The sequence below is a fragment of the Gloeocapsopsis crepidinum LEGE 06123 genome (assembly GCF_015207655.1).
In the GTDB taxonomy this organism is placed as follows: Bacteria; Cyanobacteriota; Cyanobacteriia; order Cyanobacteriales; family Chroococcidiopsidaceae; genus Gloeocapsopsis; species Gloeocapsopsis crepidinum.
Map to the genome: position 1 here is coordinate 78602 of NZ_JADEWN010000003.1, position 26225 is coordinate 104826.

Genomic DNA, 26225 nt, shown 5'->3' on the forward strand with positions numbered 1-26225 from the left:
CCCATAATAAAATTGCAACTAAGCAGGTGGGCATGATTATTGATTGCACGTAGAGATGCTGGTTAATGGTTCATGGTTGCTCCATTGAGCATTGATCTTTGAGCTATAACAGCCTCTAAGTTACGATTATTTTCACGCAGTTACTGGAGATTAGTCAGCACCTTCAATCGGGGCAAAGCCCTGACGTTGAATATTTTCAGTAATGTGGCGGGGTTCGAGGAATTGCAGAAGATAATCAGGTCCTCCGGCTTTGGAACCGACACCAGAAAGCTTAAAGCCACCAAAAGGTTGTCTGGCTACGATCGCACCTGTAATTGTGCGGTTGATATACAAGTTACCAACTTCAAATTCTTGCTGTGCTATTTCAATATGCGAAGGAGTCCGCGAGTAAATTCCTCCAGTTAAAGCGTAGTTTGTGCCGTTAGCAACTGCGATCGCTTCGGCGAAATCTTTCACGCGAATTACAGCAACTACTGGACCAAAAATTTCTTCTTGAGCAATTGTTGCAGTGGGTGAAACTTCACTAAAAACAACAGGTCCAATAAAATATCCGGTATCTGGTGCTGAAAGTTCGACTGCAACTTCAGCTTCTGCACGTCCTTTTTCGATATATTCTTTAATTCGTGCTTGAGCTGTAGCATCAATTACAGGACCTACTTGCGTACTCGGTAACTCTGCGGCACCGATATTTAGCGATCGCGTTGCTTCGGCGACTCTTTGAATAAAAGTTTCATAAATCGGTTCAAGCACAATCACTCGCGAACACGCCGAACATTTTTGTCCGCTGTAACCAAATGCAGATTGCACAACACCCGCAACAGCTTGATCTAGATCGGCACTTTCATCAACAATAATTGCATTTTTTCCGCCCATCTCGGCAATGACACGTTTTAAGTGCTTTTGCCCAGGTTTTAAAATTGCTGCATCAGCATAAATGCGACAACCAACTTCTTGCGAACCTGTAAATGCGATTAAGTGAGTATCAGGGTGATTGACAAAGTAAGCTCCAACTTGCGAACCTTTACCAGGAACGTATTGAAATACACCTTTGGGAATTCCTGCATCAACTAAAATCTCTGCGATTTTAGCAGCAATGACTGAGGATGTTTCCGCAGGTTTGAGTAAAGTACAATTTCCTGTGACTAAGGCGGCGACAGTCATTCCAGTTGCGATCGCTAACGGAAAATTCCAAGGTGAAATGACTATTGCAATGCCTCGTGGTTGGTAGTGATAGCGGTTATTCTCTCCAGGAATATCATAGTTGACTCCCCCATCTAACCGTTCCATTTCATCCGCATAGTAACGGCAAAAGTCGATTGCTTCTGAAACTTCAGCATCTGCTTCGCGTACAGGTTTACCAACTTCTAAAACAATCCAACACGATAATTCCGCACGGCGTTGTTCCATCAAATCAGCTGCTTTCCGCAGAATTTTTGCGCGATCGCTTGCAGGTGTACGTTTCCACGCGGGGAATGCAGCTTTGGCAGCTTGCATGGCTTGTTCAGCTTGTTCAACCGATAATAAACCTACTTTACCGATAATTTCACTGGAGTTAGAAGGATTGAGCGAATCAATGCTTTCTTTGGTGTTAACGTACTCGCCATTAATTAACGGTAGGTAAGTTTTACCGAGTTGCTGATGTACAGATGCAAATGCTTGTTGCGATCGCTCTCTTTGTTCCATTTTAGAAAAATCCACATCTGCGACGTTGGGAAAGAGGGGTGAGGAGCGAGGAGTGAGGGGTGAGGGTTTGGATGATACTTTAGGGGGGGCGATGAGTTCTTCTACGGGGCGTTCTTCCATATTTTGGCGGAGGAAGGAACTATTGGCTGTATTTTCGAGTAAGCGGCGAATTAAATATGCCATCCCTGGAAGTAATTCACCGTAGGGACAATATACCCGTACGCGATAGCCACGTTCTACAAGGGCTTTGGCAAGTTTGTCGCCCATACCGTAGAGAACTTGCATTTCAAACCGACGGCGGGGAATATTCAAAGTTTCCGCTATGGCAATTGCATGGGCTTGCGATCGCACATTATGACTGCCGATTGCTGAATAAATATATTCGTGATTTTCGAGTAATATTTGAGTTAATTTCTCAAAATTCACATCTGTTGCTGCTTTATCATTAAAGACTGGCTGTTCCCAATCTTTTTGAGCCGCTTTAATTGTTTCTTGATCCCAATACGCACCTTTGACTAAGCGCACTGTGAGTGGATAGCCACGCTGTTTTACCCAAGAAATCAAATCACGGACATCTTGTTCGCTGTCACGCAAATAAGCTTGAATTGTAATCCCGATATCGGTACGAGTACGAAACTCGTCTTCAAGTAATAATTCTTTAAGGATCGCGAGTGTAATATCTTTGTAAGCGTACTGTTCCATATCAAAGTGAACTGCTACGCCTAATTCTGCCGCACGCCGTAAAAGAATCCGAATGCGCGAACTCACTTTTGCTTCGCTACCTTGTGCATCTAATGGATCGAACTGCGAGTAAAACGCGGTCAGTTTGACTGAAACTTGAACTTTTGATATGGGTTGATTATCAGCTTGATCGATTTGTGCGACATTAGACCAACTCTTAGCAGCTTCTGCTAGCTGTTCCATTAATTCTAAGTAGCGATCGAGATAGTACTGCGCCTCAACTTCAGTAATGACGGCTTCACCTAGAATGTCAATCGTGAACGCCATTTTTTCTTTACGCAGGCGCTCAATTGTCTTGAGAACTTGTTTAATATTTTCTCCAGCAATGTACTTATGTGCCAGTGCCTCTACTGCTGTTGATACGGTTGTAGCCGCAACTTGTCCTGGCATAGAATCAGGAGAAGCAAAGTTGAGCATTCCTTTCAGTGCTGTGGGGAGTTCAACTGAGGGATCTCCGAGGTACTCTTGTAAGTGGGCGGCAATTTCCGATTTACTGTGCAGTGCGGGTAAACAGTCAATGAAGCGAAATAACTGTACGCGCAACCCTGGATTACTCATTGCCCAGGCTAGAAGTTTATCATCCCAGCGCATTTGGTCGCGTAACCCTGCAAAGAACGAGCGATCGCGTGTCGCGGCTAGAAGTTGTCGGGCGATTTCCTGCGTTTTAGCTTCGTAATTACTTTTTTCTACTTGTAATACCACTGGTAATAAACTCCTAGTTCCGACTAGTCTTGTCGAAAATCCTCTATAACTTTATTTTCGCTTTTTCAGGTACTTGTGTGCAGTTAATTATCGTTAACTTCCCAAGATTTATCCCCAAAATAGTAGCTGAAGAATACTGGTAAACCTATCGCTTAAGCGGCTACTGAAGTGTGCTGAATTTTACAGATAGCTTTTAATACTTGTAGTAACTGTAGCGATCGCTCAGAGTCGAGTAAATTTAGCTCTGGTAAGAGTTGATACGTAGGATGATTATTTTGTTGAAGATAAACAAATTGATAACGAAGTCCATTTGTTGTCAATCCCCACACAGATTTTTGATTTTCTAAGCTTTTGGATGTGTAAGTCAGTAGCTGAGGCAACCCTTCTAAAGCTTCAACACTACTGTTTTTTGCTTCAATGACTAGTATCCAGAGTAATGAACTTGCTTTTTGTACTGTATTATTAACAGCTAAAATGTCCATTCTTCCCTTAATTAAAGTATCTTCGTCTTCAATGAAGATATCTGCAATGTTTTCTTCTAATGTTATTTTGATACTCGGTTGATAAAATCCTGATAGCCAGAGTAAGGGAGAAAGAAATAAAAACTTTACTTGTCCCTCAGAAATCTTTTCTTCGGCATAATAGCTATCGAAATTATTGCGAATTTTATCTAGTTCTTGTTGTTCGTAGCTAGTTAATGTTTCTAATGATAATAAATCAGTAAAAGACTTATTAGGTTGGCGTTCGAGTTTTAAAATCTGGTGAACTTGTTTTAAAGAAAGATTTCTGGCATCAAGTGTTCTCATCACAATTGAATTCTTGCAAAAGAATTTAATACTATTTAGGAGGTATATTCTTTTTATATAGTAGCGCTATGCCAGTTTTGTTTGAGTTACAAGATTTTTTTTGGGAAACTACTAAGTACGCATTCCTCGTAGAGGTTGCCATTATCCACAGGTGTTAAGCTAGGACGCAAAGATATAGAGAGAATCCTGCAAATAAAATATAGCTGTGTAGTAATGATTACTGCTTAAAGAAGGTATTAGTACGTGCAGCAGGATCAAATATGACAAGTGTGGAGTAAGTCATTTTCTTTTTTGTAAATCCGTGCTAACCTGCTACGGCATTACCCTGATACACTTGTACTTCAAGGCTTAGCTCACCAGCGCCTATGGTTCATATCAAGCGCCTGGAATTGTCGAACTTCAAATCTTTCGGTGGCACAACTCAAATCCCGCTGCTACCAGAGTTTACTGTTGTCTCTGGACCAAATGGTTCGGGTAAATCAAACATCTTAGATGCTTTGTTATTTGGCTTAGGACTTGCCAGTTCTAAGGGAATGCGGGCTGAACGATTGCCAGATTTAGTCAACCACACGCAAGCGACTCGCGGACGTACTGTTGAAGCGAGTGTAACTGTGACGTTTGATTTGGAGGGGTTAGAAGAAGGAGATCGGGGATCAGAGATCGGCGATCGGGGAACTAGTACAACACTGGATGAAGGCAATCAGAACGAAGCCCCGCAAAACTTTCGTTTAGATGAACTTAGTGTCACTCGTAAGTTGCGCGTAACTCAGCAGGGAACTTATACATCGACTTATTACATCAATGGCGAAGCTTGTACGCTTACTGAATTGCACGAACAACTGAATCGCTTGCGCATTTATCCTGAAGGTTACAATGTTGTCCTGCAAGGAGATGTGACTAGCATTATTTCAATGAACTCGCGCGAACGGCGAGAAATTATTGATGAACTTGCGGGTGTTGCCACATTTGACCGCAAAATTACGCAAGCAAAGGAAACTCTCGATCAAGTTAAAGATCGCGAGGAACGCTGTCAGATTGTTGAACAAGAATTAATTACGCAACGCGATCGCTTGTCGCAAGACCGGATCAAAGCAGAGAAATATCAACAACTGCGTACCGAATTACACCAAAAATCTCAATGGGAAGTCGTCTTAGTTTGGCGATCGCTCCAGAATCAACAAGAATACTTGGCGACTCAAATTCAAGCGGGCGATCGCACTTTAGCAGAACTCTCGCAACAACACGCTACGCTGACAAGTGAAATTCAACAAGTAACAACTGAGCTTGAGCAACTGAATCGTCAAGTAAAAGCTTTAGGCGAAGAGGACCTCTTAAAACTGCAATCGCACTTAGCAACTCAAGAAGCTGAATATCGACAACTACAACGACAATACCAAGAAAACGTCCAAACAGATTTTAAAACTAAATGCAGTATACAACAAAAACAATCTGAGCTGCAAGAGTATGACAACAAACTTGAGCAACTGAACCAAGAACAAAATTCTAAAGCTGAGGCAATTGTTGCTTTACAAGCCGAACGCGATGCAGCACAACACAAACTAGAGCAAAGCCGAGAAGACGCAAACGCGATCGCTGACGCAGCAGATGTGTGGGTACAACAGCAAACTGCCTTGAACCGCGAAATCGAAGCACTCCTGCAAGCAACTGAACCGCAATCAAGAACGCAAGCTCAACTACGCGAACGCACAAATCAACTGCAACGACAATTGCACGACCAAAAGCAAATTATTGACAAGATTGAACCAGAAATTGCAGTTAAACAACAGCAACTCGTGGCAGAAGAACAACAGGCGATCGCCTTTGCAACTCAAGTAGAAACGTTAGCGCGATCATTGACAGCAGCCGAACAAGAATTGCAGATTCAACAAGATACCTTCAAGCGGCTACTTGCAGAACAGCGGGATAAACAACGACAATCAGACAAATTAGAAGCACAAGCCCAAGCGTTACAAGAAACACAAGGTACAGGTGCTACTAAAGTTATCTTGCAATCAGGATTGAGTGGTGTTTGTGGTTTAGTCGCACAGTTAGGTAAAGTTGAACCCCGCTATCAATTGGCATTAGAAACTGCCGCTGGGGCGCGATTAGGACAATTAGTTGTTGAGGATGATGCAGTCGCCGCCACAGCAATTGAAATCCTCAAGCAAAAACGGGCTGGAAGAGCGACATTTTTACCACTGAATAAGATTCAACCTTTACGCTTTTCACCCACGACTGCGCTGCGTTATGCGGAGGGATTTGTCAATTACGCAATTGACTTAATTGAGTGCGATCGCCGCTATCGTGATGTCTTTGGTTATGTTTTTGGTAGCACTGTCGTTTTTACAACTTTAGATTCGGCAAGAAAACACCTAGGGCAATATCGCATTGTCACGCTTGAAGGCGAACTTCTAGAGACAAGTGGCGCCATGACGGGTGGTAGTATAACTCAACAACGTTCCGGTTTACACTTTGGTACGAGTGAAGCTGCTGAATCTGATGAAGCAAAACAACTAACGCATCGCCTGCAAGAAATTGCGCTGATCTTAAAACGATGTGAATCTAATATTGAAGCACTCACCCTCAAAACAAAACATCTATCACAAGAATTTACTGAAGTGCGTCAACAGTGCCGCGAACATCAGTTACGTGCAGAACAGCTACGTAAAGAAATTCAAGGATTAACTCAGCAACTTCAACAAACGGAGTCACAATTGCGGCAAACTGAAGAACAGTTGAATAGTACGCGATCGCAACTCGAAGTTTTAGATGACAAACTTCCTGCCCAAGAAGCGCAATTGCAACAAAAACGACAACTATTAGCTGAGTTAGAACAATCGCAAACTAACAGTCAATGGCAACAAATCCAGATCAAGATTAAAAGCCAAGAACAACAACTACAAGAACGCTTGCAAACTCTCCTCAAAGCCGAACAACGCCATACTGAATTAGTAAACGCTGCAATTCTCATCCAAGGAAAAATTACCGAATGTCAACAACGCATCCAAGAATATCAACAACAGCAATTTTCTATTAGCAATCAGCAATCTTCTATTAGTGCTCAAATCGATACTCTAGCAACACAAATTGCCCAAACGAAAGAATCTTTACAGCAAATTGAAGACAAACTAGGTACGCAAAAGCAACTGCGCGATCGCGCCGAAGCCGAATTACGCGATCGCCAGAATCAATACCAACAACTAGAGTGGCAACAGCAAAAACTTCAGGAAGAACAACAAACTCGTCGGGAAGAGTTAAAGCTATTACAAGCACAAATTCACGAACAAATGGCAGATTTACCCAATCCCTTGCCAGAAGTGCCTGATAAAGTAGATTTAGAACAACTGCAACGCGAAGTGCGATCGCTCACCAAACGCCTACAAGCACTTGAACCTGTTAACATGCTTGCGTTAGAAGAATACGAACGTACGACTGCCCGTTTAGAAGAATTAAGTCAAAAATTGCTAACTTTAGAAGCTGAACGTACCGAATTACTTTTGCGGATAGAAAACTTTACTACACTGCGCCAACGTGCTTTTAAAGAAGCCTTCGATGCGGTTAATCAAAACTTCCAAAGTATTTTTGCAACGCTTTCTGATGGTGATGGATACTTACAACTCGACAATCCCGAAGATCCCTTTAATAGTGGGTTAAATCTTGTCGCACACCCGAAAGGAAAACCTGTACAACGACTAGCTTCAATGTCTGGCGGAGAAAAATCACTCACTGCATTAAGCTTTATTTTTGCGCTGCAACGCTATCGTCCATCGCCTTTCTATGCTTTCGATGAAGTTGATATGTTTCTCGATGGGGCAAATGTGGAACGATTAGCTAAAATGATAAAACAACAAGCACAACTTGCACAGTTTATAGTTGTGAGTCTGCGTAGACCAATGATAGAATCTGCCGAACGTACAATTGGAGTCACTCAAGCACGAGGAGCTTATACTCAAGTATTAGGAATAAAATTGCAACAGTCAAACACCTCGTCATGAGGATTTGTTAATAATAGTATTGATTAATTAACCGGATTCGAGATCAGGACTCGGCAAAAGAAAATGACCTCTGAACAGATTATTAGGCGTTCCGACATCTTGAACACCCAAGTGATCGCCAAAGATAATGGTAAGCGGCTAGGTGTGATCAATCAGCTATGGGTGGATATTGACCGACGAGAGGTTGTAGCCATGGGCTTGCGAGACAACCTGATCGCGTTTGCCGGTGTGCCACGCTATATGTATCTTAATAGTGTCAACCAAATCGGTGATGTGGTCTTAGTCGATAACGAGGATGTCATCGAAGATATCGACGTTGACGTTTACAGTAACGTAGTTAACTGTGAAGTGATTACCGAGACAGGCGAACTCTTAGGTAGAGTCCGTAATTTCAAGTTTAATGCGGAAACAGGAACACTGACTTCACTCATTATTGCTTCTTTAGGTTTGCCGCAAATCCCCGATCAGGTGATTAGTACTTACGAAATTTCGATAGATGAAGTTGTTAGTAGTGGTCCTAATCGAATTATTGTATTTGAAGGCGCAGAAGAACGGGTAACGCAGCTTACAGTAGGTTTACTTGAACGTTTGGGTATTGGTAAAGCCCCTTGGGAACGCGAAGAGGAAGAAGCTTACTTTACTCCTACAGCAAAACCAGAAAATCAACTAGGAACTGGCGTACCTTTACAAGCCCCAGTAAAACCCATGCGTGCAACGCAGCCTGTTGAACAAACTTGGGATGAAGACGATTACGAATACGAACCAATTCAACCTGCGCCACGACAACAGCAGCGCTATCAACAACAGTACGAATCCATTCAGTACGCAGAGGAAGAATACGAGGATAACTGGAGTGAAGCATCAGGAAGCGATCGCTACTCTGAACCACCCCGCTACGTCGAACCCGAACCATACAAAGAACCAGGCTACAGTGATGATTATCGCTACGAAGACGACGAATTAACGCAAGATGTTTGGGATGATGACGAACCAAAACCAGTAAACATTCCCAAAAAAATCAAGCAACCAGAATACGAAGAAGAAGATCGCTACTAAGTAGTCATTACCCTCCACAACTAAAGTGGGGGGTTATTTTTATCAAAAAATAGTGTTTCCTGAATATTAGCAGTTACATCCTCAAAAAAATCTCCTTGAGATTGACACCCCTCTAAATTAGGACAATAAGCATAATATCCATGTTCATCTTTTTCAATCACAACACTAATTTTGTAGGACATTAATATCTCCTTATTTGATTCATTACTTATATAGCAATCCTAAATTATTTGTGAGAATCTCTCTCGATCTCTTCTCTCTGTGTCCTCTGCGTCTCTGCGGTTCGTTTCCCAAAAATCTTACAAATTAAATAAGATCGCCATATAAGCATTAACTATTTCTGCATATCTTAGTTGTAACTGAAAAAGATGGACAGGCAGGATGCCCATCCCACATAGCCTGCCCGATGCTTTAACATAAACACTAACTATCCATTTGTTGAACTATTTCCATTGTTGCTACGCTAACGGTACATACTCGTTGTAAAAGAGCGATAACGTGTTCTTTATAATCAGCAAAGCGATAAGTATTAAATTTCGCTGCAATAGTGGGATCTTTCGGTTTCTTCTCTTTGTATTGATCCAAAATCCATTCTAAAGCAGAACGGTTGCCGAGTCGATATTCCCAAGCCGTTTTCGGAATACCTGCAAGCGTTGTTACTTCGTCAAGGGTAATAATTCCTGTATCTTTACCAGCTTTGAGTTTTGGCTTAGGTGTCTTATCCTCTAAAGGTAGATCAATTCGGTTTAACGAGTAAGGCGCTACAGTTTCATAATTGATGTGTAAATCCATCAACTGTTTACCCCAGTTAACCCACTGATGGAAGTCGTCATAAAAGGGCAAACGTGGAAATTCGCGTTTTAGATTCAGTTCATATTTTGTCCGATAAGCCGGATTGTGTAAAACAGCGTAGGTGTAGTGAAAGATATCTTCTTTTGTAATTGTAGTGTCGCTGTAATGATTTTGGAATTCTACTAATCCCCAGTCAGTGATATTTTCGATACGGTTTCCCTCTTTGTCGTAGCGGTAGAGTGGGAGACATTGACAACCTGCTGGCAAACAATTCAAAACAACTACATTGCTGGAAGCCATACTATGAAAATCTTTAGGTGAAGCCATTCCAGGTATAATAATGTATTTATTTTGCTCACCATCTTTATAGAGATTAAACCATTGATAAGTCATACCGTTAAAATGCTTATCAAAGTAAAGACTCATTTTTGTAAAAGGTCTATAGAGACTTTGCTTTATATTTTTATACTCAAACTCTTTTTCTACACGTTGGTTAAGATATTTAGTAAGTTCTCTATCCCACTTAATATCTCATTTTCTTTGTTGTATACCAGCCAATTCATCTTTATATACATCTACGCAATACTTCATCTTTTCAATAAGATTCTGCTCTGATAAATCATAAACCCATTCATCACGTTGAGTTTTTATTCCAGAGGTAAATAATTTGAATACTGCTTGTTCTGAATGCCCAGCTTTTACATCTTTATCAATTAATGGCAAAAGATTATCAAAGTCATTATCAGCTTGATTAATCCAATTATGTTTCTTATCTGGGATAATGTGTTCAAAATTAAATTCCTGAAACTTTCTCTCGACTAAGCAGCTAATCTTATTACCCCTCGTTTCATGGATGTGAAAAGGGTTACTATAAAATATTTTCGAGCCTATAGTATTTTTTTGATTAAACAAAAAAACTATAGTTATTCCTGTCATAGCACTTGTACCAAAAATAGTATGTTTCTCTGAAATAAAAACTCCATCTTTTCCAGAGATTGCCCTGACATTGCCTCCTAAATCAATAAAATAAGCAAAAGAAAACTCATCTTGAATGCATTTTCTAAATCCATCAAATGCAAGAGCATCTAAAAATGAAGAGTTGGTAATAAAGCAAATAATTCCTTCATCTACTCTATCACTGGCCCATCGATAAAAGCGAGTATACATATCATAAACAGAAATTTGATTTTGAGCTTTTCCGTACTTAACGTAAGTATCTTTAATCCGTTTATCGATCGCTTCATAAGTACGATTGGCATTATTTTGATTAAAATTTTCTTGCTTGGCATTGTAAGGAGGATTGCCAATAATCACAGAAATCGTACGGTCATTTTGGCGTTTAATTCTTTCAGTATTTTCTATACTCAAGGCAAACAAATCACCTTGCTTACCTGCAAAAGATGTATGCTCAAGCGTAGCAACAAAACAGATGTTATTAAACTCTTGATATTCACCCATTTTTTGCTTATAGGTGTACTCAATATTCAAGTTGGCAATATAATAAGGTAAAATTGCAACTTCATTGCAATGAATTTCATTTTTGTATTTATAGGGCAATGTACTTTTAGGTAAATACTCAATTAATTCAGTAACAAAAGTACCTGTACCAGTTGCAGGAGCTAAAATTTCTACATTTTTATCCGATAACAACTTGCCAAAATGTTTATGCGTTAGATAATCGACACTCTCAATCATGAACCGCACAATTTCATTTGGAGTATAGACAATTCCTAATCTATCCGCTGCTTTAGGATTATACGCTTTATAAAAATTCTCATAAACTGCTTTGAGAAACTTTTGCTTTTCGTGGTGATTGTAAATATTAGCAGCAGTTCGTCTAATGACTCCGTAATAACGTTCAATCGTACCTAAAATATTTCGACGATTACTTCCTGTAAAAAAGGTATCGATGACACGCTGTAACTCACAAGCAACATTATTTTCTCTATGAAACTGCGATTCATTAAATATATTGATAAAAATATCTTCTGTGAGAATGTGCTGAATCATCATTTCTCGCACATCCAATAATGTAATCTCAGGATTAATAGATTCTTGACATATCTTCCAAAAATTATCTCTACACTTACAAAACTCCGCATTCGTTTCTTGTTGCCGATCAATCATATCTCTTAGAGTGACAAGAATCGTCGGCAAATCTTGCTTGAATATCTCAATAGCAGCGCGAAAATCTTTAACTTCAGGGCGAACGTAATTAACAAATGTTGTAATTGCACTATCTAACGCTTCCGCATCTCTCATGGAAACGCGCATTGCTTCACTACCACTCTGAATTAAAACTGCTGTCTGGGAATCTTCAAACAGAATATTACTATCGGGATAACCTTTACTGAGTTTTTTATCAATTTCTGTATTTAAATTGTCGTATTGATCTTTACTTTCCCAATATCCCCAATCTAGACGCAAAGCATCTTTAACAGTACCATCAGGATAAACTACCTTACCATTCTTCGTTTTATAATCAAGTTCAGGAACTAATAAAAATTCTCTCGGTTTACAATACTCATTTAGTAAGTTTTGAAAAGCTGTTCTAATAGATGTTTCTTTACGCGAACCGCCATACTGAATAAACCTATCAACTTCTGCATGATATTTATTGATTAACAACAATGACATAACTTAGAAATTATAATTTATAGTTATGTCAAAACTAACCTGATGAAAGTAAAGCTTCTTCAGAAGAAATACGTTATTAATTACAAAAACAAAAGATTGCGTTTACTTCTTTTTTAAATAGGATATGAGAAGAGAATTTAATGTTATAAGCTTGCTAAATCCGTAAAGATACGTTTATATTTTTTTATGAAATGGGTAAATAATAAATATCCGTAGTCATACTTAAGTAGCTTTGACTAGCTTACAGAGAACTTCATAAAACCTTAATAGTAAATTTTCTGATATTGGCAATAAATAAAAAAAATACGGTGGGATCTAAAGTTATTTTTTTTACATTGATTTTTCCGTATTAGTTGGTATAGACAGCCGAGACGGCTATCCCACATTTAATTCAGTAGAATTATAATTTAGTAACGAGTCAGAAATTCTTATTTCAGCAAATATAGCAATCCTAAATTGTTTGTGAAAATCTCTTTCTATGTCTTTTCTTTGCGTACTTTGTGTCTACCCTACGGGAAGGCTATGCCAATTTGGTTTTCTAAAAAACATTACAATATCGATAGATTAAACTCTATATTAAACCCAAGAAAAGCTTATTTATTAAGTTATAAAATGCTTTATTAACTTGTGAGAATTTTTGCTGACTTTTCTAGAAATAACAGGTACAAAAAAGATAATTAAAGTTCTCAATTAGATGGAGGACAACAAATGAGCATAGTAGCACAAGTAATAGCTCAATCTGATGATGCTAATCGGTTTTTAAGCAACACTGAGCTAGACAAGCTACAAGACTTTTTCAGAACAGGAGAACAACGGCTAAAAGTTGCTCAAATCTTGACACAAAATGAACAAAAAATTGTGGAAGAAGGTAGCCGCCGCTTTTGGCAAGTAGTTCCGAATACACCAAGTAATAGCGGCGATCCTAAAAAGACAGCACTATGTCAAAGAGATCAAAGCTGGTATTTACGATTAATTAGCTACGCTGTCTTAGCGGGAAATATGAAACCCCTCGAAGATATTGGCGTAGATGGAATGCGAGAAATGTATACTTCTTTAGGTGTTCCTGTCGGTAATATTGGCAATTGTATGCGTTGCCTCAAAGAAGTTGCAAGTAACATGATGAGTAGCGAAGAGGCGGCGATCGCCAAGCCTTATTTTGATTATCTGATTCGCGCAATGTATTAACTCTACTCCTAATTTCTAGGAGCATTTTTTTACGCCATTCATTTTTTGAAACTCATTTCTGCAATCTTTTACTAATTTAGTTTGAGAAGACAATGCAAGATACGATTACTTCGCTTATCAATCCTGCAGATCAACGCGGTAAATATCTGGAAACTGAGGAATTGGAAAAACTCAGAAGATATTTCCAATCAGGTGAAACACGTGTCAAAGCTGCATCTGCAATTAGTAACAATGCTGCTAACATTATCCGCGAATCTGTAGCAAATTCGTTGCTGTACGGTGATATTACCTGCCCTGGTGGGAATATGTATCCTACTCGGCGTTACGCTGCTTGTATCCGCGATTTAACTCTATTTCTGCGTTATGCTACTTATGCGATGCTAGCTGCTGATCCTTCAATTTTGGATGAGAGAGTGCTTGATGGACTGAAGGAAACTTACAATTCGTTAGGTGTTCCTATCCAACCAACTGTACAGGCAATTCAAGCAATGAAGGAAGTGACAACTCGCTTGGTTGGTGCTGAAGCGGGTGGAGAAATTGGGATGTATTTTGACCATATTTGTAATGGTTTAAGTTAAAACGTTTGTTTCTTCCATGCCCCCTAAATCCCTCAGAGTTGGGGGTAGGGGGCAAATATAAGATTTTAGGTTGATTGAACAGAATATATACACTAGGCAATCCTAACGGGAGATGGATTTTCATCCATCTCCCTATTTTTTATCTATTTGCCATACCTGAAGGTTTCCCGTTGTGAACTCTTACGAGTTTGATAAGTTGTTTCGTAGAGTTTACGTGGCATCGACTGTGGGTATTTTAAATTTGATTGTTCCTCAGTTGGAGTTTCATAAAATGGATTTGCGTGATTTTTGGGATAGTTAAATTCGTAAAGAACTTTTTGATTTTGTTGTGAGTTAATCCGACTCAGCTTACCATTCGCTTGTGAAGGATTATAAAGATTGTCATTTGCAGGTTGCTGATAAGCAAAAGCTGGTTTTTGCTCAATTATGGGAGTTTCGTAGAATGTGTTTAAATTTGACTGCGGTTGGTAACTAAAATGTTTTTGATACGCCAAGTTGGGATTGGGTAAAATTTCTGAGAAAGCATTTTTCCAAGATTCTAAGACTGGTTCAAAGTAGCTTGAAGCTAGCCCAAAATGCCAGAGAGAACCTTGAAGGACAACAAACGCAAGGTAAAAATAGGCGTTAGCTAACCAAATTCGTGATGTCGGTTCGGGATCGCCAGGAGTATAAAAGTGCGGTAAGAGAAATAACTTGAACTGCGATCGCACTCCGTAAAACTCTTCTGGATACACCAATGTGTTAAATCCACAGTAAAACGCCCCAGCAAATCCCGCGATCGCTAACCCAAATAGCGAATACCCTAAAATTGCATTCCCAGAAAAGATAAAGCGCCGTTTTACCCAATCAAAAGGCTCTTGAGAAATATGCCAAATTCCGCCTAAAATGAGAAGTGCAGCAGCATAAATATGACCGCCGACAACATCTTCTAAGTTATTGACTGTGAATAAATGCAGGATGCGATCGCCAATCACCAAGGGATTGAGAGTCGGATTTGTAACAACTCGCACTGCACCAACATTAGCATCGTACAAACCGCCAAAAAATATTGCTTTAGCGGCGACAAGTAACGCACCTATTCCCAAGAAAATGAGGTGATTACCTAAAATAAACCCCAATTTCTGCGGGTCATCCCAGTTAAAATGATAGCGACGCGCTATTGGTTTCTCATCTTCTAAGCTTGGGGCGACTCTAGTTCGGTGAAACCAAGTACCAAATCCAAAAACGAGCGATGAGATAATTAATACGACAGCAATCCTAAAATAAGGTTGGGTGTCAATCGCTTGATTATTTAATACACCCCAACCTTGAGTTGCTAAGCGAGGTAGAAAAAATAACCTTTGCTCATACATTGGTTGTGTTGGAGAATATCGCGCAATCTCCCATAAAATCAACGCACCAACACCAAAACACGCGATCGCAGCGTGTGCAATATGTGCAACAAGAAATGTTCCTGACAAGTTAATGAATCGGGCATTTCCAGCCCACCAAGGATACTTAACCTTGTTTTTGCTGGATGTTTGCATCTTATTTAAAGCCTCAGTTTCAAAGGTTTCCTAGTCAATTACAAGAGCGTTCCGAGGAAATCCCACCTGACAAAACTGTTACAAACCTTAACTAAATAGGTGAAAATGACCGTAACTTAAAGGTTGGTAACTGGTCAATGGTAATTGGTACTAATATCTATTCCCTATTACCAATTACCTAACCTAAAAAGTGTAACTTTTAATCATGTCCATCTACTTAGTGTCATTATTATGAGCTATTAGAAATATCGCAATTAATTGCAGTATTTTTTAATGTTGTGCAATTTTTTGTAATCTAAACAATTGGCTAAAAGCTAAACGCTAACAACTAATCGCCATTCAACACCGCCGCAATCGAGTCAACAGTATCACAATCTCATCAATTGTTTGGCGAATTTCTGCTGCTGGTAAATTCGATTGATTCACAAGAATACTGAAAATCAATGGCTCATAACTAGTCGCATTGAGATATCCTGATAAAGTAACAATACCGCTCATTGAGCCAGTTTTTGCTTGGACAATGCCTTGCGCGGGGGTGTTCTGAAAGCGACTTTTCAAAGTACCACTGATTCCTGCAACTGGTAAAGAATCACGGTAGACAGTGGAACTCGCCATAACTCTTAAAGTTTGCACTAAAGCTTCTGGACTTGCCAGATTATGACGCGACAATCCTGATCCATCTGCTAATACATAACTATTTGGATCGACACCTAATGTTGTTAAGGTATTGCTAACAATCTCTAAACCATTATGACCTGTAAAGTCACTACTTGTTGCGATCGCCTCTGGTACTCTTGAAAGCGCAATCGCTCTCAATAATGCCTCAGCATACAGATTATTACTATTCTGATTTGTCTCAATCAAAAGTTGGGCTATCGGTGGTGATGTGATTGCAGCTAGTTCCTGCACATTTTCCTGACTCGAACGAGTGATAACTAATTGCTGAGTTGTAATCCCTGCATTTGCTAACGCAAGACGAAAACGCCGTAAAAAATGTTGTGTCGGTTCAACAACTGCTAAACTGACTGATTGCGGTTCAGCATCGACACTCAAGTTTCCTTTGATCTGAAGTACTGTACCTTTTAAGTCGCGGCTGACACTTGTTGTTGACGTTTCCTGTGCAGGAACTGTGACAGTCTCATTTTCAACTCGCCACCACACCGCTTCGATAGGATCAGTCCATTGTATTCTTAAGGGTTGACCGATCTGTTGCGGCAATAATTTTAGCTCTACCGCATTTTGATTCAAAATAAAGTTACCAACTGGCGCACCATAATCTGCTTGGATATCTTCCCATTCCCAAGTAGGATTTACCACCGCACCCTGAAAGTAACTATCTTCTGCAATGAGTTGGTTAACTTGACGAATACCACGCCGACTTAACTGTTGAACTAATTCTTGTAGCTGAGTGTTGGTAAAACTAGGATCTCCGCGCCCGACTATCCGTAAATTGTCACTACTGCCATAAACTGAGGTACGAATTTGAAATTGCGAACCCAATCGCTGCAAAGCGGCTGCAGTTGTAAATAATTTGGCATTGGAAGCTGGAATGAAAAACTTTTGCGCATCTCGGCTATAGAGGTTTTGTGCAGAAGACAATGTTTGAATGGAAATGCCCCAGCGCAACCGACTAAATTGAGGACGATTAGTGATATTCTCAATCGCTGTCCCAACTTGTGCAGGGCAAAGCTGTTGGGGAGATTGCTGTTTAACTGCACTTTGTGTTTGGGCAATTGCAGATCTGATACCGAATTGAGCAAAAAATAGGAGTAATAAGCTAATATACTTAAGCTTCACGCGAGCCATTACTGATAGTTGGACAAATATTATTTTGTGAGTATGCCACGAACCTGCAGCAATTTCTGCGATTTCTACATGAATAAATTACAGTGAAGTTTGACGCGAAAACTGCTGCGATCGCAAAGTAGTAAAATTTTGTGTATTTCAGTAGCTGTAATTTGTAGCAATTATGGGAATACTACGACGAAATTACAAAAAATACTATCCAGAGACGCAATTGTATTCAAGAAGTTCAAATAGATTTTTATCAAAATTTGCGATCGCATTTTCTACTTTGGCAATTATTTTTAGTTCCCTGACACTCGCCCGAGTGTTTACGCTACAACGCGAAGTAGAATCCTTGGAAGATTCAATCCGGCGATTAACTACTCTACCATCACCAGTTCCTTCTACTAACTTACCTAATACAACAGATAGCAATATCCCATCACCACCACCAGTTGTCGTACCATATTCCACGACAGCACCGTTACCCACAAGGACACTACCACCAGGTCAGTTTGTACAGTCTGCTTTAAACAATCAAGGGCAAGTCGAATTATTACAAGTGAACCGAAGTCCTCATCAAGCTAATGTTGTCAATGTGCAAATACGCATCCGTGCGCTAAAACTCAATATTCCCATGTCAGAATACATTGACTTGAGTAATACAACAGCACGCAATCCAACAACAAATGAAACTTATAAAGCGATTAGTGGTGAATCAACAGGTGTTGTGTCTTTGGGTGCAATGCAAAGTGCTAATCAACCCGTGGTTGATGCTTATGTATGGTTACAAGTACCAACCCAGATAGAAGTAATTGATATTTATATCCCTAACACTAAACCTTTTGAGAATGTACCAATTGCAAGTTAAACAGATGTCCGGCATAAATAATTAAAGCCCGCAGACTGAAGTCTGGGGCTACACATAAGTGTGCGCAGGCACACTGTTTGCTATGTTGCTAGGCAATTTTTACAGTTTAGTGCCACACTCTGGACAGAATTTGTTGGTAGTGACGTTCTTTGCACCACAATCGCTGCAATAGATGAGTTCTGCCACTGTGTCCTCCTTTGGGCGTTCCGGTAAGCCAATCATCTGGGCATTGCTTTTTCCAGGAGCAACCATTGGATAGCAGTTCTCATCTCTGGTAACATGAGCATCGACTAACACTGGACCATCATGTGCTAACATTTCGGTGATCGCATCTTGTAATTGATCGCGACTGTGAATGACTATCCCTTTGATCCCATACGCTTTTGCCAGCAACTCAAAATCTGGCATCGATGGTTCCATATTTGAAGAAGAGTAACGTTCGCCATAAAATGCTTGTTGCCACTGGCGCACCATACCTTGCCAACCATTATTAATAATGATAGTCTTGACATTGATACCATATTGTGCAAGCGTACCCAACTCTTGAAGATTCATCTGGAAACTTGCATCGCCACTGATACAAATCACTTGCTCATTGGGTAACGCGACTTTTGCACCCATAGCAGCAGGTAAACCATAGCCCATAGTTCCCAATCCCGCACTTGAAATCCAGCGACGCGGACCATTTTTCAAAAATTGTGCAGACCACATTTGATGCTGACCAACATCTGTGGTGTAGTAAGCGTCTGGAGCTTGACGACCAACTTCAAAAATGACTTCTTGAGGTGCAATACTATGATCGTGGTGAGGTACGACTAATGGATAGTCTTCGCGCCAGCGGTTAATCCGATTAAGCCATTCTTGGGTTTGATTAGGTGTGCCAGAAATTCCCGCAGCTTGAATGCGCCGCAACAATTCCTTCAGAACATTGCGCACATCACCAACAATTGGGACATCAGGTGTGCGATTTTTACCAACTTCTGCCGGATCGATGTCAACGTGAATGACCTTAGCGTGCGAGGCGAATTCGTCTAACTTCCCTGTAACGCGATCGTCAAATCTTGCACCAACACAAACGAGTAAATCGCACTCGCTTACTGCAAAATTTGCATATGCTGTGCCGTGCATCCCCAACATTCCTAACGCTAGCGGATGGTGTTCGTCAAACGCACCAATTCCCATCAGCGTTGTTGTCACAGGAATATTGAATAATTCGGCAAGTTGTTTAACCTCAGCGTGTGCATTAGCTGCGATCGCACCACCACCGACATACAATAATGGCTGCCGTGCCTGACGAATTAAGTCAATTGCTTGCACGATTTGTCGAGGGTTCCCTTTCACTGTAGGGCGATACCCTGGTAACTTGACACTTCCTGGTTCGACAGGAACATAGTCAAACTCTTCTAACCCGACATCTTTGGGAACGTCAATCAAAACAGGTCCTGGGCGTCCACTACCTGCAATATAAAATGCTTCGGCGACAATTCGCGCCATATCTTTAGGATCGCGCACAACATATGAGTGCTTAACTATTGGTAAAGTGATTCCATAAATATCAGTTTCCTGAAATGCATCCGTACCAATAGCTCCACGCGGTACTTGTCCTGTAATAATCACCATCGGAATCGAGTCCATATGGGCTGTGGCGATTCCTGTTACTAAGTTAGTCGCCCCTGGACCTGAAGTACCAAAGCAAACTCCAACTTTTCCGGTAGCACGCGCATAGCCATCTGCTGCATGAGCTGCACCTTGTTCGTGTCTTACCAAAATATGCTGAATTCCCCCAGCAGCTTCGGCGCGATACAGTTCGTCGTAAATCGGCAGAATTGCCCCACCAGGATAACCAAAAATATGGGTGACACCATGACGTTTAAGACTGTCAATGAGGGCATAACCGCCTGTTGCCCGTTGTGGTGCTGTAACTGGCGGTGCTGATACTTCCGGCTTGAGCCGAGGTTCAGCTTCTAGGGAAATGTTGTTTGATCGCGACTCTTCGTAGGGAACGCTTCGTGAACGCACTGGTAAAACCTCACGCAATAGCTAACTTGGTCGGGTTTGCTTTTGTATTTTAAAATGCATTTTAACTCGAATTTCTATTCTAATCTTCAGTAGAATTCTTGTGTTTACATATTAGAAAAAATACTTCTAAATAAAAATAAATATTTCTTCTCACATTTATATCGATAGACAGAACATGCAAGGTTTGATCAAACCAAAATTTTATTATCCTTCTTTCTTCTCAACTCCTCTAGCATTCCACCACGCAAATACCTTCAAGGCACAACAAGCTCATCAAGCATCTCGCAACACGCGGCGAGTATTTTTCCAAGCCCAAAACCCAACAATAATCACAAAAAGACTCATACTCAAAAGCACAGTGCGTAAACCTAAGGCATCTGCCAAAGGTCCTGTAATTGCTAGTGGCAAACTTAAGGCAATATTGACTGCATTGTTTTGAAACCCAAACACTTTACCATGCATTTCTGGAGGAGTTTGCTGTTGAATTAATGTTTGCATTGGAACGCCAATCAATGATGCACCTAAGCCGAGTAAAGCACTCAATCCCAATCCTAGCGGCAAATTACTTGTAAAAGTAAATACAGCAAGAACAAATGCCATACTTAAAAATCCATACAAAGGCAAAGGTTTATGGTGAAAGCGATCGCCCCAGTGTCCTAAAATTCCAGCACCCAAAGCCATCCCTACACCAGAAGCAGCCAATAAAAAACCAAATTGTGTTTCTCTTAAACCAATTTCTGCAGCAAGTTCAATTGTTAATACGGTCAGTGCAGCAAATACTGAATATAAAAGTGTTAATTGCAACATTGCATTCCATATTAAGCGATTGCGTTGCAGATAGCGCAAGCCTGCTTTAAAGTCACTCCACGGATGAACTGTTGCTACCTTAATGTCCTGAGATTTTTTTTCTTTGATGGTGACAAGTTGCATAATTACACCAGAAAGTAAATACAAGCCACCAACTAACAATTCCCTACCATATTCAATGCCCCAGTTACGAGCCAAACTCAACAAAGGTTCTCCGACAGCAAACCCCACAATTAAGGCTCCCATTGTTGTTGTTGCAAATAAAGCATTTGCCGCCATTAAATTTTCTCGCCGTACCAGTAGCGGAATGACAGCTTGCTCTGCTGGTGCAAAAAACTGTGTCACTGTAGAAATGACAAATGTCAGTATCAGTAAAATCAAAAACTCCCTTGGCAACCAAGGAATAGCGATTGTGAGAATGCCACGAATTATATCTGCTGCAACCAAGACAGGTTTTTTGCGGTAGCGATCGACAAAAATTCCACCAGCCGATCCAAAGAAAATAGCAGGTAGTGTAAAAGCAAGCATGAGTGTTGATCGCATTGAGTTTTCCATGCCTGGGGTTGTTTGATAATCACCCAAAAGCGCAATCAGCAAAACAAAGAAAACTTTATCGGCAATTTGAGAGAATAACTGCCCAATCCACATCAATATAAAAGGGCGATTCTTGAGTAAGGCGCGGAAGCCTCTACCAAAATCGGGTGGTTCTTCAACAGGAAACATAAGATTAGTGATTAGTGGTGCTTTGGCTAGTGATTAGTTATAGCAATTTCTCCCTTGCTTCCTTTACCTGTCCATATTGCTTTAACAGCATAATCAAAAATTCAGCAGCACTCAGGTGCGCTAAGGTTTGCGAGTCTTTTGTATAGCAGCCAGAGACGTTGTGCGGCGATCGCCATAATGTTAAATGGTCGACTGCAGGTTCAGCATAGAAATTATGACTACCACTTCCCAGCATGGCAGAACTCCAGTGTGTAAAGTAATCATGACTGAGGCGATGTAGAGGAAAGTTGCCAAAAAGTGGAACTCCCCAACCATCGATCGCAATTAAAGCTAAAACTTGCCCACCTAAGCTTTGCCAAACACTGGCAGCTAAAATTGCACCGACTACTCCGGCACTAAATGCAATAAAGACGACTGGCGATCGCCGCTGGGAATTGCCAAGCTGTGCTTGCAAAAACTGTAAAAGGTGTAGTGATAACACTGCATAGTCGTGGTTAGGGTAAATCAGGAAATTGTAGGTATCGCTTGCAGTTGCGTTTAGCCCTTGTACAAATTCTTGTGTCAGATGGGGTGCGTGAATGCCTGGACAAATAACAATGTGCATCAGTCTTTAGATGTAAATAAGATAAAGATTCCGTAAAGATACTCTAGCGATCTCAGTAGGCAGACAGCACAATTTGAGGAGGGAATTACATAAATGGAGCAAAGATGAACACAACTATGAGCCAAGGGCAAGAAGCTAATGCCAAAAGTTCATCAGTAGATATCATCAATACTCCATTGCCAAATGAAGTTGCAAGGCTGCAAGCACTTAACCAGTATCACATTCTAGATACCACTCCTGAAGCAGCCTTTGATGAAATTACTAGCTTAGCTGCATACATTTGTCAGACACCCATCGCCTACATCAGCTTAGTCGATGCTCAACGCCAGTGGTTCAAATCAAAAGTGGGAATTGCAACAACAGAAACTCCGCTTCAGATTGATTTTTGTACTCATACTATCCAGCAATCCGAAGCTTTGGTTGTTTCAGATACGTTAGCAGATAAACGCTTTGCTACTAATCCACTTGTGACTTCAGAACCTTACATTCGCTTTTATACAGGTATTCCTCTCATTACAGTCGAAGGTTACTGCCTAGGTACGCTGTGCGTCATGGATTACGTACCGCGAGAACTTACTTTTGCTCAAGTAGAAGCATTACAAAAACTTGCTAGTCAGGCAATGCAACTGATTGAGTTACGCCGTAATTTAGGAAATTTAGCAAGTGCTACTACTCGACCTCAACAAACAAAAAGTAAATATTTTCTCAAAAATGTTGCAGCAGGTTTTGGCATAGCTTCTCTTATTTTAATGATTGTTGGCTTCTTTTCCTACCGAAATCTTAATAGGCTAATTAGTACTCATACTCAAGCAACAAACTCACATGAGGTATTAGAAAAACTAGAAAATGTGATTTCTCAAATAAAAGATGTAGAAACTGGACAGCGTGGTTATGTCATTACTGGTAAAGAAAATTATTTAGAACCATATAATATAGCTACTTCTTCTATTGGACAAAAACTTGAAGAATTGAGATACTTTATAGGTTCTGACCCAAAGTATCAGCAACAACTAGACAAACTTGAGTCACTTATTCAGCAAAGAATTGCTGTCAGTCAGTATGTGATTAATACACGAAAAAAGTTTGGCTTTGAAACTGCAAAACAATTAGTATTAGCAGGTAGAGGTAACTATCTCATGGAGCAAATCCGCAAAACGGTGCGTGAGATTGAACAAAAAGAAGATGCTATCTTTCAGGAGCGATCGCTACAAGCTCAAGAAAATGCTCGCTTTGCTGTTTCTACTTTTACTGCTGGTATTTTACTCAATCTTGGTTTATTTTCAGCAGTTTACTATCTAACATATCGAGAGATTAAACAACGAAAGCGAACTGAAGTCGTACTCGAACAAGAACGCGACTTTACATCAGCCGTGCTGAATACAAGTAGTGCTTTAGTATTTGTTACTGATACTCAAGGGAGAATCGTTCGTTTCAATCAAGCTTGTGAAACACTCACTGGCTACTCTTTTAGTGAAGTTAGAAGTAAAAATTTTTGGGATTTATTGATTCCAACAGAAGATATAGTGCAAGTCAAAATGCTCTTTCATCAACTCCAAACAAGTTTGTCACATCAATGTGAGAATTACTGGCTAACAAAAAATGGCGATCGCCGCTTAATTGCTTGGTCAAATACGACACTGCTTGATGCGGATGGAGATGTTGAATATATCATCAGTACTGGTATTGACATCACCGAGGAAAAGCAAGTCAAAGAAGCCTTACAACAAACAAACACGCTTCAAACAGCAATTTTGAATAGTACAAGCTATATGGTTATTTCTACTGATATAGATGGTACTATTTGTACTTTTAATCATGCCGCTCAAAAATTACTAGGTTACTCGGCTGAAGAAGTTGTTGGCAAAACAACACCAGTCATTTTTCACGATCTTCAAGAAGTCGTGCAACGAGCACAAGTGTTATCATCTCAGGGAATAGACATTACTCCTGGATTTGACGTCTTTGTTGCCCAAGCGCGGCGGGGAGAAATCGACGAGCAAGAATGGACTTATATCCGTAAAGACGGTAGTCGCTTTCCTGTACTTTTATCAATCACAGCTTTAGGCAATGTTGATGGCAACATCACTGGATTTCTCGGAATTGGTAGCGACATTAGCGATCGCAAGCAGACGCTAGAAGCATTACGTACGAGCCAAGCTAGTCTTAATTTAACATTAGAAGCTGCTCAGATGGGGACTTGGAACTGGGATATGCTCACTCACGAAGTGACTTTTTCCGAACGACTAAGCTTCATCTTTGGGTTTCCTCCAGGTACTCATCAAGCAACTTTCCAAGATTTCATCAATATTATCCATCCTGAAGATCGCGCAATTGTTGAGCAAGATATTGCTCGTGCAGTTGAGGGAGGAGTAAATTACAATGTCGAGTTTCGCATTTTTTGGTCTGATGGCAGTTTGCGTTGGGTAGGTAGCCAAGGTCAAGTTTACTATGACAATGGTCAAGCAATACGTTTAGTGGGAGTATCAATGGATATTACTAAACGCAAGCATACTGAACAAGCACTCCAGCAAGCCAACGTCAAGTTAACTGATTGGGTGAGCGAATTAGAAGAGCGTAACCGCGAAATTACTTTTCTAGGAGAGATGAGCGAGATTTTGCAAGCTTGCCACACTGTAGAAGAAGCTTACAAAGTTTTACCAAGTTTAATACAACCTTTATTTCCACAGATCTCCGGCGGCATCTTTCTGATTAATGCTTCTAGGAATATGGTAGAAGCAGTCGCAACATGGGGTAGATCTATCAGCCAGACACTCTTTAAATCTGATGATTGTTGGGCGCTGCGGCGCGGTAGGGTACACTGCATGGATACGCACACAGGTTTAGTTTGTCAGCATCTTGAGCATGCGGCTTCAAGTACAGCATATCTGTGCGTACCAATGATGGCACAAGGCGAAGCCCTCGGACTACTACACTTAAGTTCTCCAGAATTAGCATTAACTCAAGGAAAAAAACAGCTAGCGACTACAGTTGCAGAGCATATTAGTTGGGCATTAGCTAACTTAAAATTGCGAGAGAAACTTCAAAATCACAGCATTCGCGATGCGCTCACAAATTTATTCAATCGCCGTTATATGGAAGAATCGTTAGAACGCGAACTGTTTCGGTGCGATCGCAAGCAGCAATCTTTAGGCGTCATTATGATCGATGTCGATCATTTTAAACGCTTCAATGACACCTTCGGTCACGAAGCCGGTGATGCTGTTTTACGTGAAATTGGGCTATTTTTGCAAAGCAATATTCGCAAATCGGACATCGCTTGTCGTTATGGTGGTGAAGAGTTAACGCTAATTTTACCCGAATCTACTTTAGAGACTGTTCAACAACGCGCAGAGCAAATTCGTGAGGGTGTGAAGCATTTACGCATTCAACATCGCCAACAAATATTAGGCACAGTTACCCTTTCACTCGGAATTGCTTGTTTTCCTCAACACGGCTCAACTTCTACAACCTTGATTCAAGCGGCAGATGCAGCACTGTACTGTGCTAAAACCTCAGGACGCGATCGCGTCCTGACTGCTGAAATTCTATAACAGGGCAGGCAAGAAGATACTTACTTACTCGCTTCACAAAACCATTTTTTGTCAATCAATAAGATTAGTAACACTATCACTTCATTGACAAGCTGACATCGCCTCGTGAGAAAGCAATTCTCATCATTCATTTAGACGTGATGCTGCTCATTTGTCATGTTCTC

14 protein-coding genes and 1 pseudogene are annotated in these 26225 nt (G+C 40.5%); 6 read left to right on the forward strand and 9 right to left on the reverse strand.

The features are described 5' to 3' along the window. Positions 1 to 150: 150 nt before the first annotated feature. On the reverse strand, positions 151 to 3126 hold the full coding sequence (gene pruA / locus IQ230_RS01910; RefSeq protein WP_193930281.1) for an L-glutamate gamma-semialdehyde dehydrogenase: 2976 nt from the start codon (positions 3124 to 3126) through the stop codon (positions 151 to 153). 152 nt (positions 3127 to 3278) lie between these two features. Then, positions 3279 to 3932: a restriction endonuclease subunit R gene (locus IQ230_RS01915; protein ID WP_193930369.1), complete on the reverse strand. Its 654-nt coding sequence runs from the start codon at positions 3930 to 3932 to the stop codon at positions 3279 to 3281. Between the two features lie 365 nt (positions 3933 to 4297). On the opposite strand from IQ230_RS01915, the gene smc reads away from it, so the two are divergent. Continuing rightward, entirely contained in the window at positions 4298 to 7927 is a 3630-nt protein-coding gene (gene smc / locus IQ230_RS01920; protein WP_193930283.1) for a chromosome segregation protein SMC, read from the forward strand. Positions 7928 to 7990: 63 nt separating this feature from the next. Continuing rightward, the gene (locus tag IQ230_RS01925; RefSeq protein WP_193930285.1) at positions 7991 to 8983 is read left to right on the forward strand and encodes a PRC-barrel domain-containing protein; all 993 of its coding nucleotides are present in this window, start codon (positions 7991 to 7993) and stop codon (positions 8981 to 8983) included. 20 nt (positions 8984 to 9003) lie between these two features. On the opposite strand, the gene IQ230_RS01930 is transcribed toward IQ230_RS01925, so the two are convergent. Then, a complete protein-coding gene (locus IQ230_RS01930) occupies positions 9004 to 9165 on the reverse strand; it encodes a type II toxin-antitoxin system HicB family antitoxin (RefSeq protein WP_228054497.1) in 162 nt (53 codons plus the stop codon). A gap of 241 nt (positions 9166 to 9406) precedes the next feature. Then, positions 9407 to 12412 (reverse strand): annotated as a pseudogene (locus IQ230_RS01935) (type ISP restriction/modification enzyme). Positions 12413 to 13120: 708 nt separating this feature from the next. On the opposite strand from IQ230_RS01935, the gene apcD reads away from it, so the two are divergent. After that, complete coding sequence (apcD, locus tag IQ230_RS01940; protein ID WP_099703910.1) at positions 13121 to 13597, forward strand: allophycocyanin subunit alpha-B; 477 nt, start codon at positions 13121 to 13123, stop codon at positions 13595 to 13597. 92 nt (positions 13598 to 13689) lie between these two features. Beyond that, positions 13690 to 14175 (forward strand): globin family protein, encoded by a 486-nt coding sequence (locus tag IQ230_RS01945; protein WP_193930287.1) that lies wholly within the window; start codon positions 13690 to 13692, stop codon positions 14173 to 14175. A gap of 143 nt (positions 14176 to 14318) precedes the next feature. Here IQ230_RS01945 and IQ230_RS01950 read toward each other — a convergent pair whose 3' ends face one another. Both IQ230_RS01950 and dacB read right to left on the reverse strand, forming a co-directional pair. Beyond that, positions 14319 to 15701 carry a chlorophyll a/b binding light-harvesting protein gene (locus IQ230_RS01950; RefSeq protein ID WP_193930289.1) on the reverse strand — a complete coding sequence of 461 codons (1383 nt, stop codon included), beginning with the start codon at positions 15699 to 15701 and terminating at the stop codon, positions 14319 to 14321. Between the two features lie 339 nt (positions 15702 to 16040). Continuing rightward, positions 16041 to 17507 (reverse strand): D-alanyl-D-alanine carboxypeptidase/D-alanyl-D-alanine endopeptidase, encoded by a 1467-nt coding sequence (gene dacB, locus IQ230_RS01955; protein ID WP_193930291.1) that lies wholly within the window; start codon positions 17505 to 17507, stop codon positions 16041 to 16043. A 163-nt stretch (positions 17508 to 17670) separates the two neighbouring features. Between dacB and IQ230_RS01960 the strand changes: the two genes are divergently transcribed. Continuing rightward, complete coding sequence (locus IQ230_RS01960) at positions 17671 to 18357, forward strand: hypothetical protein (protein ID WP_193930293.1); 687 nt, start codon at positions 17671 to 17673, stop codon at positions 18355 to 18357. Positions 18358 to 18456: 99 nt separating this feature from the next. Here IQ230_RS01960 and ilvB read toward each other — a convergent pair whose 3' ends face one another. The 3 genes from ilvB to IQ230_RS01975 form a co-directional block, all read right to left on the reverse strand. After that, positions 18457 to 20331 carry a biosynthetic-type acetolactate synthase large subunit gene (gene ilvB / locus IQ230_RS01965; protein ID WP_322742258.1) on the reverse strand — a complete coding sequence of 625 codons (1875 nt, stop codon included), beginning with the start codon at positions 20329 to 20331 and terminating at the stop codon, positions 18457 to 18459. Between the two features lie 318 nt (positions 20332 to 20649). Beyond that, the gene (locus IQ230_RS01970) at positions 20650 to 21906 is read right to left on the reverse strand and encodes an MFS transporter (protein ID WP_193930297.1); all 1257 of its coding nucleotides are present in this window, start codon (positions 21904 to 21906) and stop codon (positions 20650 to 20652) included. A 37-nt stretch (positions 21907 to 21943) separates the two neighbouring features. Next, positions 21944 to 22510, reverse strand: coding sequence for a hypothetical protein (locus IQ230_RS01975; RefSeq protein WP_193930299.1), 567 nt, complete (start codon positions 22508 to 22510; stop codon positions 21944 to 21946). A 104-nt stretch (positions 22511 to 22614) separates the two neighbouring features. On the opposite strand from IQ230_RS01975, the gene IQ230_RS01980 reads away from it, so the two are divergent. Beyond that, positions 22615 to 26061: a diguanylate cyclase gene (locus IQ230_RS01980; RefSeq protein WP_193930301.1), complete on the forward strand. Its 3447-nt coding sequence runs from the start codon at positions 22615 to 22617 to the stop codon at positions 26059 to 26061. The last annotated feature ends 164 nt before the right edge of the window (positions 26062 to 26225 follow it).

Excerpts from the sequence above, each read along its gene's own strand:
- apcD (WP_099703910.1), top strand. The coding sequence starts at position 13,121 with ATGAGCATAGTAGCACAAGTAATAGCTCAATCTGATGATGCTAATCGG.
- smc (WP_193930283.1), top strand. The coding sequence starts at position 4,298 with ATGGTTCATATCAAGCGCCTGGAATTGTCGAACTTCAAATCTTTCGGT.
- IQ230_RS01945 (WP_193930287.1), top strand. The coding sequence starts at position 13,690 with ATGCAAGATACGATTACTTCGCTTATCAATCCTGCAGATCAACGCGGT.
- IQ230_RS01970 (WP_193930297.1), bottom strand. The coding sequence starts at position 21,906 with ATGTTTCCTGTTGAAGAACCACCCGATTTTGGTAGAGGCTTCCGCGCC.
- IQ230_RS01980 (WP_193930301.1), top strand. The coding sequence starts at position 22,615 with ATGAACACAACTATGAGCCAAGGGCAAGAAGCTAATGCCAAAAGTTCA.
- IQ230_RS01925 (WP_193930285.1), top strand. The coding sequence starts at position 7,991 with ATGACCTCTGAACAGATTATTAGGCGTTCCGACATCTTGAACACCCAA.
- dacB (WP_193930291.1), bottom strand. The coding sequence starts at position 17,507 with ATGGCTCGCGTGAAGCTTAAGTATATTAGCTTATTACTCCTATTTTTT.
- IQ230_RS01950 (WP_193930289.1), bottom strand. The coding sequence starts at position 15,701 with ATGCAAACATCCAGCAAAAACAAGGTTAAGTATCCTTGGTGGGCTGGA.
- IQ230_RS01930 (WP_228054497.1), bottom strand. The coding sequence starts at position 9,165 with ATGTCCTACAAAATTAGTGTTGTGATTGAAAAAGATGAACATGGATAT.
- IQ230_RS01975 (WP_193930299.1), bottom strand. The coding sequence starts at position 22,510 with ATGCACATTGTTATTTGTCCAGGCATTCACGCACCCCATCTGACACAA.
- IQ230_RS01960 (WP_193930293.1), top strand. The coding sequence starts at position 17,671 with ATGGGAATACTACGACGAAATTACAAAAAATACTATCCAGAGACGCAA.
- IQ230_RS01915 (WP_193930369.1), bottom strand. The coding sequence starts at position 3,932 with ATGAGAACACTTGATGCCAGAAATCTTTCTTTAAAACAAGTTCACCAG.